General features: G+C 30.8%; 10 protein-coding genes. 7 read left to right on the top strand and 3 right to left on the bottom strand.

Features of this window, described 5'->3' with window-relative positions:
• On the top strand, positions 1 to 459 hold the full coding sequence (gene ribH / locus GVY01_RS06205) for a 6,7-dimethyl-8-ribityllumazine synthase (RefSeq protein WP_017638287.1): 459 nt from the start codon (positions 1 to 3) through the stop codon (positions 457 to 459).
• Between the two features lie 40 nt (positions 460 to 499).
• Here the strand turns inward: ribH and GVY01_RS06200 are convergent, their stop codons facing one another.
• On the bottom strand, positions 500 to 1,501 hold the full coding sequence (locus GVY01_RS06200; RefSeq protein WP_017638286.1) for a proline dehydrogenase family protein: 1,002 nt from the start codon (positions 1,499 to 1,501) through the stop codon (positions 500 to 502).
• Positions 1,502 to 1,733: 232 nt separating this feature from the next.
• Here GVY01_RS06200 and GVY01_RS06195 point away from each other — a divergent pair, with 232 nt between their 5' ends.
• Together GVY01_RS06195 and GVY01_RS06190 are read left to right on the top strand one after the other, a co-directional pair.
• Complete coding sequence (locus GVY01_RS06195) at positions 1,734 to 2,561, top strand: alpha/beta fold hydrolase (RefSeq protein ID WP_017638285.1); 828 nt, start codon at positions 1,734 to 1,736, stop codon at positions 2,559 to 2,561.
• 363 nt (positions 2,562 to 2,924) lie between these two features.
• The gene (locus tag GVY01_RS06190; RefSeq protein ID WP_017638284.1) at positions 2,925 to 3,326 is read left to right on the top strand and encodes a transcriptional regulator, SarA/Rot family; all 402 of its coding nucleotides are present in this window, start codon (positions 2,925 to 2,927) and stop codon (positions 3,324 to 3,326) included.
• Positions 3,327 to 3,378: 52 nt separating this feature from the next.
• Here the strand turns inward: GVY01_RS06190 and GVY01_RS06185 are convergent, their stop codons facing one another.
• Both GVY01_RS06185 and GVY01_RS06180 read right to left on the bottom strand, forming a co-directional pair.
• A complete protein-coding gene (locus tag GVY01_RS06185) occupies positions 3,379 to 3,948 on the bottom strand; it encodes a tRNA (mnm(5)s(2)U34)-methyltransferase (protein WP_017638283.1) in 570 nt (189 codons plus the stop codon).
• A complete protein-coding gene (locus GVY01_RS06180) occupies positions 3,945 to 4,898 on the bottom strand; it encodes a TIGR01212 family radical SAM protein (protein ID WP_017638282.1) in 954 nt (317 codons plus the stop codon). The genes GVY01_RS06185 and GVY01_RS06180 overlap by 4 nt, the downstream gene beginning before the upstream one ends.
• 105 nt (positions 4,899 to 5,003) lie before the next feature.
• Here GVY01_RS06180 and GVY01_RS06175 point away from each other — a divergent pair, with 105 nt between their 5' ends.
• The 4 genes from GVY01_RS06175 (at position 5,004) to GVY01_RS06160 (ending at position 15,318) form a co-directional block, all read left to right on the top strand.
• Positions 5,004 to 6,185 (top strand): MDR family MFS transporter, encoded by a 1,182-nt coding sequence (locus GVY01_RS06175; protein WP_017638281.1) that lies wholly within the window; start codon positions 5,004 to 5,006, stop codon positions 6,183 to 6,185.
• Positions 6,186 to 6,474: 289 nt separating this feature from the next.
• Positions 6,475 to 8,889 (top strand): leucine--tRNA ligase, encoded by a 2,415-nt coding sequence (gene leuS / locus GVY01_RS06170; protein WP_017638280.1) that lies wholly within the window; start codon positions 6,475 to 6,477, stop codon positions 8,887 to 8,889.
• 24 nt (positions 8,890 to 8,913) lie between these two features.
• Positions 8,914 to 9,225, top strand: a complete 312-nt coding sequence (locus tag GVY01_RS06165) for a rhodanese-like domain-containing protein (protein WP_017638279.1) — start codon at positions 8,914 to 8,916, stop codon at positions 9,223 to 9,225.
• A 318-nt stretch (positions 9,226 to 9,543) separates the two neighbouring features.
• Positions 9,544 to 15,318: a SasC/FmtB family protein gene (locus tag GVY01_RS06160; RefSeq protein WP_159333684.1), complete on the top strand. Its 5,775-nt coding sequence runs from the start codon at positions 9,544 to 9,546 to the stop codon at positions 15,316 to 15,318.
• Positions 15,319 to 15,456: the final 138 nt, after the last annotated feature.

Below are 15,456 nucleotides of genomic sequence, written 5' to 3'. Positions count from 1 at the left end.
ATGAATTTTGAAGGTAAATTAATAGGTAAAGATTTAAAAGTAGCTATCGTAGTTAGTAGATTTAATGATTTTATCACTGGTAGATTATTAGAAGGTGCAAAAGATACATTTATTAGACATGATGTTGATGAAAGTAATATTGATGTTGCCTATGTACCAGGTGCATTTGAAATCCCTATGGTGGCAAGAAAACTAGCTCAAAAAGGTGATTATGATGCGGTTGTTACATTAGGATGTGTAATTAGAGGTGCAACATCACACTATGACTATGTTTGTAATGAAGTGGCGAAAGGCGTTTCCAAAGCAAATGAAGCAACAGATGTACCAGTCATTTTTGGTATATTAACAACTGAAAGTATTGAACAAGCTGTTGAACGTGCTGGAACTAAAGCAGGTAATAAAGGTGCAGAAGCAGCAGTAAGCGCAATCGAAATGGCTAATTTAATAAAACAATTTTAATTATAAAAACTCGGTTGTTTTCAACCGAGTTTTTGTTTTCTTATTTACGAATAAACTTTGAAATTAAGCCTAAAATAGAAGCAGATCCTAGTACAATTGCTGAAAATAATCCTGCTTTTTTAAGCGTTTCTGGCGTTGCGAATTCTTTTACAGCTAATGATAAGTTTTGAGGTCTTTCAGCTAATCTTCTCATAAAGTAAGCAAACCAATCATCACCATAAGGAACATAAACAGTGAAATGATAGCCTTCATTTGCAATTGATTGGGCTAGGTCAGAACGGAAACCGTATAACATTTGGAATTCCATTTGATCTTTTTCAATATGATTTTCTTTCATAAATTGTTTTACATGGCTAATGATTTCATGATCATGAGTAGCAACTGACGTAAAATTTCTTGCGTTTAAAAGACGTTTTTCGATAATTTTAATATAGTTAGCATCGATGTCTTCTTTAGTTTGGTACGCAATTGTTTCATCTTCTTTATATGCGCCTTTAACTAATCTTAATCGTAAATTAGGGTATTTATCTATCAGTTTTTCGGCATCGTATAAATAACCTTGAATAACTGTTCCTACATTTTTAAATTCACCTTTTAATTTATCTAATACTTCTACAATTTGTTGAAGACTATCATATTTTTCAGTATCAATATTAATATGCATATTGTCATATTCGTTAGCTTTTAGTAAAATTTCTCTTAAATTTTGGTATGTAAGATCTAAATCGAAATTACTTCCTAGCAAACTTAATTTAACAGACATATGTGCATCAACATTATATTGATTGATAGCTTCCATTATTTCAAGGATTTCTTCTTTAGCTTTTTGACTTTCTTTCTCAGTCGTAACAAATTCCCCTAAATTATCCACAGTAACTGAAATTTTATTTTCATTTAAATATTCAATTGTTTCTATCAATTGTGGAATTGTGTTCCCAGCAACAACTTTATTAGCACCCATTCTAGGACCGACTTGCTTAGCTGCGTCATTTAAAAATTTGTTATTAGACAAAGCTATAAATATATTTTTAAAAACTCCCATCGTACATACCTCCATAACCCAATAACAATCATTGTTTAAAAATAGTGTATCATGAAACATTTATTCAAGAAAGCGTTTACATAAAGAAATTAATAAAATTTATTGCAAAATTACATCAAAAGTAAATGGTTTGATACCAAATAAATAAGTTGATTATTTAAAATGGCATTCAATTGTTATGTTTTGCTATAATTATGATACTAAAGACTATTGATAAAGGAGCAATTATAGAATGTGGAAGTGGGAAACTGAAAATGACGCGAAAGGCGTTGTTGTCATTGCTCATAATATATTAGAACATACAGGTCGATATGCTTATGTCATTACGATGTTAAGAAGAAATGGTTATCATGTTATTATGGGTGATTTACCTGGACAAGGACAGACATCTCGAGCAAATAAAGGTCAAATTGAAGATTTTAATGAATATCATGAAAATGTTCTAGAGTGGATTAAGATAGCCAATGAATATAAAATTCCAACATTTGTACTTGGAGTTGGTTTAGGTGGGTTAATCTTATTAAATTTACTTGAACGTGTTGAATTACCTATTGAAGGACTAATGTTAATTTCACCACTATTAGAATTTAATCAATCAGGCAAAGGTAGAAAGAATAAATTGCTTTCTAATGTTGGTAAAGCATCTAAAGATACTCGTTTTAAAATTGGTATCACAGCGCAAGATTTAACTCGTAATGATGAGGTCATTGAAGAAACTGAAAATGATGCTTTAATGTTAAAAAAAGTGACATATCATTGGTATAACTTAGTCAGTGAAACAATGAAAGAAACAATGGAACACATTAAAGATATTAAATCACTACCGACATTAATTATGTTTGGTACAGAAGATATTATTTCTGATATTTCTGCCACAAAAGAACTAAAAGATAAGCTTGCTACTAATGAATTATATTATAAAGTATGGAATGGTCTGTATCATGAAATACATAATGAACCAGAACGTGATCAAGTCATGCGTTATGTACTTACATTTTTAAATAATAGTGTTAACACAATGGGCTTCATCGTTGAGGAAGAAGAGATAGAAGATATATAAACACCTACTTAAATAGTAGGATATTAATTCACTTTTTTATAAGGTTGATAGGCAAAAATACGTAGAATGTTTTTTAATTTGTAGTTGCAATTTTATTGTAGTATTGATATATTTTGTTTGGATAAAAAATATAATTTTAATATGTAAAGAGGCTATGTGTATTAAAGTGTTTCTAATTTTTACAAAATTATATTTTTATTTATAACATATGCATATGTCTCAGTTAATCATTTCATTTATTAAGCATTCAGTTAAATTTGTACAAGCTATAAAGCATATTTTTTGATTAACCGATAGCGTCATTTCGGGGATCGGTTACTTTAGGAAATATTAATTTATACTTGTAATTTGGGAGAGTTTACTATGAATCAAAGGGAAAATGAAAGAGTTTACGGTATTTTGCAATTAGACAAACTATTATCAGATGTTAGCTCTATTTTTGAAACTATTCAACGAGAATATGATATGTCAAAAGAAGAAATTTTAATTTTATTAAACCTATGGGAAAAAGGTTCAATGACGTTAAAAGAAATGGATGAGTTTGTTGAAATTAAGCCTTATAAACGAACAAGAACTTATAACAATTTAGTGAATTCAGAATGGATTTATAAAGAGCGTCCACAAGATGATGAACGTACAGTAATTATTCATTTCAACGAGAAACTTGCTAAACAAAAAGATGGATTGCTAGATTTTATTGCTAAGACGATTACAGGCAAATCAGAACATATGCAGACAAGTTTAAATTCAATTTTATCAGTTTAACATCTGAATAGTAAAAAAAGGGTCCGAAGTAACTTCGGATCCTTTTACTATATTAAACGTTAGCACGTTTTTCTAATGCACATATAAAAGGCGCATTGTTTCTTTGATTAATGAACTGATATTGTAAAACATGTGCTTGATTTTGATCTATTTGTACTAAATAATCCATTAAGGCATCACGTTCAATCTTACCTTCATCATGTCCATGATATATCACTAAAATAATAATACCTTCGTCACTTAAAATATCAAAAATATTATTAATAGCACTAATAGTTGTATTAGGTGTAGTGACTATCGATTTGTCACCTTTAGGTAAATAGCCAAGATTAAATATAGCTGCATCAATTTTACCAATATGTTCAGCCTTAATATATTGTTTTACATTGTTATGACTATCTTTAATTAATTTTACATTAGAAAATGTAGCTACTTTCTGCTCTGTATTTGTGATTGCTAATTGTTGAATATCAAAACCATAAACAAAGCCGTTAGGTACATTTTGTGCAAGAAATAAGGTATCATTACCGTTGCCACAAGTAGCATCTATAACAACACTTGATTCAGTGATATGGCTTTGAATTAAACTTTTAGAAAAAGGTAATATACGTTCTAATTTCATGAATTCACCTTTTGCACAAATTTTTTACCTTGATAAGAATCACGACGTGCTAGTTCATTATCAATTTCATTTAAAACTTCCCATTTATTAACACTCCACATTGGACCTACCATTAAATCAATAGGGCCATCACCGGTAATTCGATGAATAATCATTTCTGGAGGTAAAATTTCAAGTTGATCACATACGAGATTAGTATAATCATCTTGTGACATAAACTCTAACATACCTTTTTCATATTGTTTCACCATTGGAGTACCTTTTAATAAGTGGAGTAAATGAATTTTGATACCTTGAACATCCATTTGTGCAACTTCTCGAGCAGTTTCCATCATCATTTCATAATCTTCCCCTGGTAAACCATTAATGATATGCGTACAAACATTGATATTGTGTTTACGTAGCTTAGCTACACCTTCATAATACGTTTGCATATCATGTGCACGGTTTATTAAATCAGAAGTGGATTGATGAACAGTTTGTAATCCAAGCTCTACCCATAAATAAGTTCTCTCGTTTAATTCAGCTAAATATTCTACAACATCATCTGGTAAACAATCTGGACGTGTTGCAATTGATAAACCAACAACACCTTCTTCTTTTAATACTGGCTCATATTTTTCTTTTAATACTTCTACAGGTGCATGTGTATTTGTAAATGCTTGGAAATAGGCGATATATTGACCTTCGCTCCATTTTTCATGCATACGTTCTTTAATTTGTTGGAATTGAACTTCAATTGGGTCAGCACGATTTCCTGCAAAGTCGCCACTACCTGCAGCAGAACAGAATGTGCAACCGCCATGCGCTACAGTGCCATCTCTATTGGGACAGTCAAATCCACCGTCTAAAGCTACTTTGAAAATTTTGCGACCAAATTTATTTTTCAAATGATAGTTCCAAGTATGATATCTTTTATCTTCAAAAGCATACGGGAAGTAATTACCCATAAGACATTTTCCTTTCTATTTTGTATCTAAGTAAAGATTTTAACATACTTTAATGTTATAGTGTCTATTATAGATTGAGAAAAATATAAAGAGGGGACTCAATAAATGAATATACCAAAATCAGTATGGTGGCTTGTAATTGGGATGGCTCTAAATATTACGGGCGCCAGCTTTTTGTGGCCATTAAATACGATTTACATGAAAGAAGAACTTAATAAAAGTTTAACAATTGCTGGTGTAGTTTTATTAATTAATTCTTTAGGTATGGTTGTAGGCAACCTACTTGGCGGTGTATTATTTGATAAACTTGGTGGTTATAAAACAATACTTATTGGTACATTTACATGTTTATTTAGTACGACGTTATTAAATTTATTCCATGGTTGGCCTTGGTACGCTGTATGGCTTGTGTTGCTTGGGTTCGGTGGCGGAATGATTATACCCGCTATTTATGCCATGGCCGGAGCTGTTTGGCCTAATGGTGGTAGACAAACCTTTAACGCAATATATTTAGCTCAAAATATCGGCGTAGCATTAGGTGCAGCGTTAGGTGGATTTGTTGCTGAATTTAGTTTTAATTATATTTTTATGGCAAATTTAATTATGTATGTTCTATTTGCATTAGTTGCAATCACACAATTTAATTTAGAAATAAATGCTAAACTTAAGCGACAAGATAATATTGATTTGAAAAATCAAGAGAACGTTAGCCGATTTGTTTCATTAATTTTAGTTTGTGTTGTCTTTGCTATTTGTTGGATTGGTTATATTCAATGGGAAACAACTATAGCGTCATTCACACAATCTATCCATATTTCTATGTCGCAATATAGTGTGTTATGGACAATAAACGGTATTATGATTTTAGTTGCACAACCATTAATTAGACCAGTAATCGTTCTTTTAAAAGGTAATTTAAAAAAGCAAATGTTTGTTGGTATTATTATTTTTATGTGTTCATTTTTAGTTACTAGTTTTGCGCATCAATTTTCTATATTTGTTATAGGTATGGTTATTTTAACGTTTGGTGAAATGTTTGTATGGCCGGCTGTTCCAACGATAGCTAATCAATTAGCTCCAGAAGGCAAAGTGGGACAATATCAAGGTATAGTCAATTCAGCTTCTACAGTTGGTAAAGCACTTGGACCATTATTTGGTGGGGTGTTAGTAGATATGTTTAATATGAGAATAATGTTTTTAACAATCATTTTATTACTTGGTATTTCAATTATTATTTTAAGTTTATTTACTAAAAGTAAAGCAGCTAAAAAATATCTGGATTATTAATATATCTACATTAATTAAAAATTAGTAGTAACCTCTTGCAATCGAACGCATAATCACATACTATTAATTTGTAATAACATGTTATTAGACGCTTTTCTACAGAGAGCTAGTGTGGTGAGAACTAGTGTTAAGGACTAAAATAACATTATAAAATATAACGAATTTAATTATGACATCTCTTACTATTGAATGAAGTGCGCTGAAAATGCGAAAAAGGGTGGTAACGCGGCTTAGGTCGTCCCTTTATCATTAGTGAGAGGTGTCTTTTTATTGAATAGGAGGAAACGTATTGAATTACAATCACAACGAAATTGAGAAGAAATGGCAACAATATTGGGAAGAGAATAAAACGTTTAAAACACAGGATAATTTAGGTCAAAAGAAATTTTATGCATTAGATATGTTTCCTTATCCATCAGGTGCAGGTCTACATGTAGGTCATCCTGAAGGTTATACTGCAACTGATATTATTTCACGCTATAAACGAATGCAAGGATATAATGTGCTTCATCCGATGGGATGGGATGCATTCGGATTACCTGCTGAACAATATGCATTAGACACAGGTAATGATCCTCGTGAATTCACTCAACAAAACATTCAAACATTTAAACGTCAAATACAAGAATTAGGCTTTAGTTATGATTGGGATAGAGAAGTTAATACAACTGACCCAGAATATTATAAATGGACACAATGGATATTTATACAATTGTATAACAAAGGTTTAGCTTACGTTGATGAAGTAGCTGTAAACTGGTGCCCAGCTTTAGGTACTGTTTTATCAAATGAAGAAGTTGTGGATGGTGTATCTGAACGAGGAGGTCATCCAGTTTATAGAAAGCCTATGAAACAATGGGTACTAAAAATTACAGAATATGCGGATCGTTTATTAGAAGATTTAGAGGATTTAGATTGGCCTGAATCAATTAAAGATATGCAACGTAACTGGATTGGACGTTCAGAAGGCGCTAAAGTTTCATTTGATATTAAAGGTATTAATGAAAAAATTGAAGTTTTTACAACTAGACCAGATACAATTTACGGAACTTCATTTTTAGTATTAAGTCCAGAGCATGAACTAGTTAATAAAATTACTAGTGATGATAAAGAAGAAGAAATCAAAGCTTATCAAAAAGAAGCTTCAAAAAAATCTGATTTAGAACGTACAGATTTAGCTAAAGGAAAGACAGGTGTGTTTACAGGCGCTTATGCAATCAATCCTATTTCTGGTGATCAACTACCAATTTGGATTGCAGATTATGTTCTATCTACGTATGGCACAGGTGCAGTTATGGCAGTACCAGGTCATGACGAACGTGATCATGAATTTGCTGAGAAATTCGAATTACCTATCATTGAAGTGATTGAAGGTGGAGATGTTCAAACTGAAGCATACACTGGCAATGGTCCACATGTTAACTCCGGTGAACTTAATGGATTATATAATGAAGAAGCAATTTCTAAGGCTATTGAATTATTAGAAAATCATCATGCAGGAGAAAAGAAAGTTAATTATAAATTACGTGATTGGTTATTTAGTAGACAACGTTATTGGGGTGAACCAATACCAATTATCCATTGGGAAGACGGTTCTATGTCTACAGTACCTGAAGAAGAACTGCCATTATTACTTCCAGAAACTGACGAAATCAAACCATCAGGTACTGGTGAATCTCCATTAGCTAATATAGATGAGTTTGTAAATGTTGTTGATGAACAGACTGGAATGAAAGGTCGTCGTGAAACGAATACTATGCCTCAGTGGGCAGGTAGTTGTTGGTATTATTTAAGATATATTGATCCTAAAAACGATAAAATGATTGCTGATCCTGAAAAATTAAAACACTGGTTACCAGTAGATTTATATATTGGTGGCGTAGAACATGCAGTATTGCATTTATTATATGCAAGATTCTGGCATAAAGTACTTTACGATTTAGGTGTTGTCCCTACAAAAGAACCATTCCAAAAATTATATAACCAAGGAATGATTTTAGGTGAAGGTAATGAAAAAATGAGTAAATCTAAAGGAAATGTTATTAACCCTGATGATATAGTGAATTCTCATGGTGCTGATACATTACGTTTATATGAAATGTTTATGGGACCATTAGATGCAGCTATAGCATGGAGTGATAAGGGACTAGATGGTTCACGTCGCTTTCTAGATAGAGTATGGCGTTTAATTGTTAAAGAAGACGGCACTTTATCTGACAAAATTGTTGACACTAATAATAAATCTTTAGATAAATCATATAACCAAACTGTTAAAAAAGTAACAGAAGATTTTGATAGCCTAGGTTTCAACACTGCTATTAGTCAATTAATGGTATTTATCAATGATTGTTACAAAGCAGAAGAAATTTACAAACCTTATATTGAAGGATTTGTAACTATGTTAGCACCAATAGCCCCTCATATCGGAGAAGAGCTATGGTCAAGATTAGGTCATACTGATACTATTACTTATCAACCTTGGCCAACTTATAATGAATCGCTACTAGTCGATGATGAAGTAGAAATCGTGGTCCAAGTTAATGGAAAATTAAGAGCAAAAATTGAAATTCCTAAAGACTTATCTAAAGAAGAAATGCAAGATTTAGCATTAGCAAATGATAATGTTAAAATGAGTATTGAAGGTAAAGAAATTAAAAAAATAATTGCTGTACCACAAAAATTAGTCAACATTGTTGCTAAATAGAATATTTTAAAAGGAGTTTTAATAATGGAATCAATTACAATTGATGAGTTGAAAGAAAAAATATTGGATTCAAATCCAATTAATATTGTAGATGTACGTAATGATAATGAAACTGCAATGGGGATTATTCCTGGTGCAAAGACTATTCCTATGAATGAAATTCCTGATAACTTAAAAGAATTCGATTCAAATCAAACTTATTATATAATTTGTGCTGCTGGCGCACGCAGTGCTAGAGTTGTTGAATATTTAGAAGATAATGATATTCATGCTGTTAATGTAGAAGGTGGCATGAATGAATGGGGAACAGAAGGATTAGAAATTAAAAACATTTAATATTGGAAAGTGATTTTTAAGAGTTAGATTTTGAATGCCTTTTATATTAAGGTATTCAAATCTAACTCTTTTTTTATGAAATCTTATTTGATAACGTTGAAAAATTTACATGACAAATATGTTAAAAATAAATTAAAACGTGTACTATAATATTTAATTTATGTATACTAGAATTTGAATAAAATTGATGATAAAATCAAAGTGAATATCAATTCATTATATTGGTTAAAATAGCAAATTGATTCATTTAATACATATGCATCATAAACGCTCATTAATTATAAACAACAAAGACGATACAACTAGGAGGAACAATTAATGAATTTATTTAGGAAACAGAAATTCAGTATTAGAAAGTTTAACATAGGCATTTTTTCAACTATTATTGGTACTACACTTTTTTTAAGTCAAACTCATCAAGCATTAGCAGAAGAAAATGAATTAAATACCAATAGTGATACGCCTAATACTGCACTTACAGGTGAAACAAATACTAATGAATTAACAACTGCTAATCAAAATAATGTGACAAATAATAATGTCGCTAATACATCAGATGGTACGATAGACAATCAAGTTAATGATAATCAACGCAATGCAAATGACTTACTAGGAAATGAATCTATCTCTGAAACAAATCCTGATTTAAGTAAAGAACAGTCGACTGAATCATCAACTAATAATAATTTTGACCCTAGCACAAACAATTCAACAAAACTTCAACTCGATAGCATAAATAATGATATTGTATTACCTGAAAATTTAGTGAATGGAGAAACTCAACAAAATCAACCTAAATTAGTAACAGAATCAAGGCCTAAAGCAGATAGACCTAAGAAAAGAAGTCGACGTGCAGTTGTTGATAATAATGCAGGTGGTACAGTTAATTCAACCACTGTGATTGATCCAAAAATAAATAATACTGGTCCTAACGCAATCAACGAGGTATTAACTTTTGATGATATTGGGGTCACTCCAAGTAAAAGTAGAAATAACCCTACAGTTACTATTGTTGAACAATTACCCGGATTTAATCTTATAAACGGAGGTAAAGTTGGTGTTATAAGTCATACTTTGGTTAGGTCTGGTATGTTTAATTCAAGTGACGAAAAAAATTATCAAGCTCAAAACAATGTCATTGTTTTAGGTAGAGCCAATGGTGCTGATCCTAATGATCATGGAGATTTTAATGGAATTGAGAAGACTTTAACAGTCAATCCAAATTCTGAATTAGTCTTTGATTTTTCTACAATGTTAACTAAAAATAGGCAAGGTGCTGTAAATATTGTTATTAGAAATGCTGATGACGATAATATAATTGGAGAAAAAACAGTATCAACAAGAGCTCAATCGAGATTATTTAAAGTACCTGATAATGTTACACATTTAAAAATTCAATTTATACCTAATAACGATGCTATCACAGATATTGCGGGTGTTTATCAACTCAAAGATGGCTATAAATATTATGATTTTATAGATAATGTAGGTCTATTTTCTGGTTCGCATATATATGTTGAAAATAGAAATATAGAAACAAAGGCAGTAAATAATAGAGAATTCAATGTTTCAACTTCATTGAAAAACGATGGTGATTTTGCAGCCTCAATGAATACAAACGAATTTGTTTATACTATTCATTTACCAGAAGGTATAGAATATGTCGACCAATCACTTACTACAGAATTGCCATTTGGTAATGGTTCAGGAAATATGTTAAATCCGATGATTACTACATATGACCCAACAACTCGTACAATCACTATAAAAAGTAATGGCGATGAAACGAATTCAAATAACGCATCATTAATGCCTAATAAAAATTTGAACATTAACTATAAATTACGTGTTAATAATGTTCCAACACCAAGACAAGTTACTTTCCAAGACAATTTAGTATATAAAACTTTTGCTGAAGAATATTTCGATACTCCTCCAACACCGAGTGATGTCAATTTAGAACCTTATAATATAGATATTGTTATGAATAAAGATGAATTACAACGAGCTGTAGATACTAAAGTCATAGCTTCGAATTATACCATTGCTTCTGTAGATGAATATAATACGTTAAAAGCAAGAGCTCAAACCATCTTAGATGAATCTAGAAATAATGTTCCAATTAATCAGAGAGTCTCTCAAGCAGACATTGATCAATTAACTTATCAATTGCAACATACTTTAATTAGTAGAGTAGAAGCGGCTCGTGCAGTTAATAACAAAGCCGATGATATGACAGATACTGTTAATCAGGATAATGAACTAACAGATGAAGAAAAAGAAGCGGCAATTAATAAAATTGAACAAGATAGAGATAATGCTATCAATAATATTGATGATCAAACAACTGATGATGGTGTGACAAATGAAAAAAATGCAGGTTTAAATATATTAAATGGAGATACAGGAACACCTATAGCAAAACCTAATGCAAGACAGGCTGTAAACGATAAAGCTACTGAACAAAGAGCATTGATTAATCAAGATACAGTTGCTACGACTGAAGAAAAAGAAGCGGCACTAGAAGAATTAGATAATGATGTAACTACTGCTTTAGCTAATATTGATAATGCTCAAAACAACGCACAGGTAGAAGCAGCTAAAAATAATGCAATTAATAAGATTAATACAGATAGACCAGCTGATATTTATAAAGCCAACGCAAAAGCTGAAATTAACCAAGCAGCAACAGCGAAACGTCAAGAAATTAATCAAAATAATGAAGCTACTCAAGAAGAAAAAGAGGCTGCACTTAATGAACTTAATCAAACAACTAATCAAGCTATAGGTGAAATTGATAATAGTGTATCAAATAGCGACGTAGATCAAGCTAAAGATAATGGTGTAAATGCAATTAATATCATTAATCCAGTTACCATAGTTAAACAAAATGCTCGTGATGCAGTTGCTAATGTAGCACAACAAAAGAAGGATGAAATTAACGCCAATACAGATGCAACGTTAGAAGAAAGACAAGCTGCAATTCAAGCAGTTGACCAAGCTTTAACAGAAGCTAATACAAATATTACGAATGCAAATACAAATGATGAAGTTGACCAAGCTAAAAATAATTCTATAAATACAATTCAAAGCATTCAACCAGAAACACAAGTAAAAACAAATGCTAAAAATTTATTGAATTTAAAAGCACAAGAACAACTTAATATAATTGCAAATAATAACGATGCAACTATAGAAGAACAACAAGCAGCACAACAAATACTTGATACAGAACTTAATCAAGGTATTCAAAATATAGAAAACGCGGATACTAATCAAGAAGTTGAAAATGCAAAAGATACGTCTATACAAAATATTCAAAGTATTCAACCAGCCACAAAGGTAAAATCAGATGCTAGAACGGCAGTTAATGAAAAAGCAACAGAAGTAATTAATAATATTAACGCCACACCAGGTGCTACTAAGGAAGAAAGAGATGAAGCTATTGCACAAGTAAACACACTATTAAATAGAGTAATAAATGATATTAATACATCAAGTACTACACCTATGGTTGAAGCTTTAAGAGATGCAGCAATTAATGATTTAGGAAATATTCAACCACATGTTACTAAAAAGCAAGAAGCAATAGCGATATTAAACCAATTAGCTACTGATAAAAAACAAGACATAAATCAAAATATTAATGCAACTACTGAAGAAAAAGAAGCCGCAATTAATGAAGTAGATACACAACTAGCAGATGCACTTAATCATATTGATCAAGCAGACACTAACGCTCAAGTAGATGAAGCACAACAAAATGGAACGGCAGCGATTAACAATATACAAGAACAAATCGTTAAAAAACCTGATGCTCGTAATGAAATTAATCAACATTATAATGATAAATTATCTCAAATTAATCAAACACCCGATGCAACGACTGACGAGAAAGCAGCTGCAATTCAATTACTAGACGAGCAAAAGAAACAGGCTCTAGAAGCTATAAATCAAGCACAAACTAACAACGATGTAGATCAAGCCAAAGAACAAGCTATTCAAACCATAGATGCTGTTCAAGTTGATGTAGTGGTGAAACCAGATGCGAGACATTCGTTAGAGTCTGCAAAAAATGCACAACAACAAGTGATTAATGCAACACCTGATGCAACTGTTGAAGAAATTAATACAGCATTACAAAAATTAAATCAAATATTCAATCAAGCAAATAATGCTATTAATCAAGCGCAAACAAATCAACAAGTAACAGATGCTACTCAGCAATCAATTGAAATGATTCATAATACATTACCTGAGACAACAGTGAAAACTAATGCAAGAAATAATATAGAAAATCAATCTAATAAACAAACTCAGCTCATTCAAAATAGTGATGAATCCACGGTTGAAGAGAAAAATGAGGCACAAGAATTGGTGAATCAAGCCAAAGAACAATCAATTAAAAATATAGATCAAGCTCATACAAATCAAGAGGTGGAAACGGCATATAATAATGGCATACAAAGTATACAACAGATATCGCCATCTACTGCTATTAAGACTAATGCAAGACAAACTATATCTAAAGCCATTCAAGATAAAGAGAAACCAGTACTTGAAAATCAAGAAGCTACACAAGAAGAAAAAAATCAATTTATGACTAAAATGAATACGTTATTAAATGATTTGAATCAACAAATTACAAAAGACACTACAAATCAAGAAGTAGCAACTACTAAAGATAATGGATTAGTAAGTATTGAGCAGTCTGTTTTTCAACCAACTGTAAAACAAGATGCAAGAATTAAAATACAAGAATTTGCTGAAAAGCAAACGGAATTAATTAATCATAGTGAAGATGCTACAAATGAAGAAAAAAATAATGCTTTAGAAAAACTTAAAGCTACTGTTGAAAATATTATTAACCAAATCAATACTGCGACAATGAATAGTCAAGTTAATCTGGCACAAAATAATGGAGAATCTGCAATTTCTATTATTTTGCCTAAAATTGTAGTTAAAGAAGAAGCAAGAACTCAAATTAACCAAGCCATCAATAATCAAGATGAAGTTATTAGTAAAGTTCAAGATGCAACGCAAGAAGAAAAAGATGAAGCTAATGATGAAGTTAATCGTTTGGCAAATCAGGCAATCAATGACATCAACAATCTAAGAAATAATAATCAAGTAGAAGTAGCAAAAGATGAAGCTATCAATAAGATCCAACAAATATTGCCATCTACTGCAGTTAAAACTAATGCAAGACAATTATTAAATGAAACTAGTCAAAATAAGATTAAAAATATAAAAGAGACGTTAAACGCCACTACCAATGAAATTGAAGCAGCAATTTCAGAAATCGAGAAAATTTTAGAACAAGCATTAAGTCAAATTAACCAAGATATAACGACACAACAAGTAAATAAAACAAAAGAACAAGGGGTTCAAGCTATTAATGATGTTCAAGTTAAAGTGGTTAAAAAACCAGAAGCAAATGAACTTCTTTCACAAGTTGCGAATAATCAAGAACAATTAATTAACCAAATAAATGAAGCGACAAAAGAAGAGAAAGAATTGGCTATTACTAAAGTGCTAAAAGAATTAGAAAAGGCTAAAGAACTTATTAATAATGCATTGTCAAACAGTGAAGTGGATCAAGTTTATATAGATGAAGCTAAGATCATTGAATCAATTAAACCTAATATAGAAGTTAAACCTCAAGCAAATAAAGACATCAATCAAGTAGCTGATGAAGTTAAAAATCAAATTAGAATTTTAACAAATGTTGATCCCAATGCTGTAAATAATGCTATGAGAAAAATCGCGTCAATATTAGAAGAAGCAGATATAAGAATCAAACAAGCAAAAACAAATGATGAAGTTAGACAAATTGTTATTGAAACGATAGAAAAATTAAAAGGAATTAAAATATCGCCACTTAAATCTCATATCAAAATAGATACGGTTAGATCAATGACTAATTGTAAAAACTATATAGAAAAACAGATTTCAGCACCTGGTTCTAACTTAAATAGTGAATTACCAGATACTGGCTTAAGTCATAATCATTTACCTTTAGCTGGAATCACATTTACTTTTGGAATTTGGTTATATTTAAGAAGTTTAAAACTAAGAGATTATAAAAAATAAAAAGTTTGATACTTCATCAATTAATTTTGATAAAGATAGATAAAACATACCTAATTCTTCATGCTATAAATATTTAATTCTTATTAAATAAGTATATTTTTATACTAGATTTATAATTAGGTTGATGATAAAATAATT

The sequence above is a fragment of the Staphylococcus sp. 8AQ genome, from assembly GCF_902506595.1.
In the GTDB taxonomy this organism is placed as follows: Bacteria; Bacillota; Bacilli; order Staphylococcales; family Staphylococcaceae; genus Staphylococcus; species Staphylococcus pasteuri.
The sequence above is the reverse complement of the archived record's forward strand: the minus strand, read 5'-3'. Positions and strand labels throughout refer to the sequence as shown.

Bases quoted from the DNA above. Each gene is read 5' to 3' on its own strand.
- ribH (WP_017638287.1), top strand. From the start codon at position 1: ATGAATTTTGAAGGTAAATTAATAGGTAAAGATTTAAAAGTAGCTATC.
- GVY01_RS06200 (WP_017638286.1), bottom strand. From the start codon at position 1,501: ATGGGAGTTTTTAAAAATATATTTATAGCTTTGTCTAATAACAAATTT.
- GVY01_RS06195 (WP_017638285.1), top strand. From the start codon at position 1,734: ATGTGGAAGTGGGAAACTGAAAATGACGCGAAAGGCGTTGTTGTCATT.
- GVY01_RS06190 (WP_017638284.1), top strand. From the start codon at position 2,925: ATGAATCAAAGGGAAAATGAAAGAGTTTACGGTATTTTGCAATTAGAC.
- GVY01_RS06185 (WP_017638283.1), bottom strand. From the start codon at position 3,948: ATGAAATTAGAACGTATATTACCTTTTTCTAAAAGTTTAATTCAAAGC.
- GVY01_RS06180 (WP_017638282.1), bottom strand. From the start codon at position 4,898: ATGGGTAATTACTTCCCGTATGCTTTTGAAGATAAAAGATATCATACT.
- GVY01_RS06175 (WP_017638281.1), top strand. From the start codon at position 5,004: ATGAATATACCAAAATCAGTATGGTGGCTTGTAATTGGGATGGCTCTA.
- GVY01_RS06165 (WP_017638279.1), top strand. From the start codon at position 8,914: ATGGAATCAATTACAATTGATGAGTTGAAAGAAAAAATATTGGATTCA.
- GVY01_RS06160 (WP_159333684.1), top strand. From the start codon at position 9,544: ATGAATTTATTTAGGAAACAGAAATTCAGTATTAGAAAGTTTAACATA.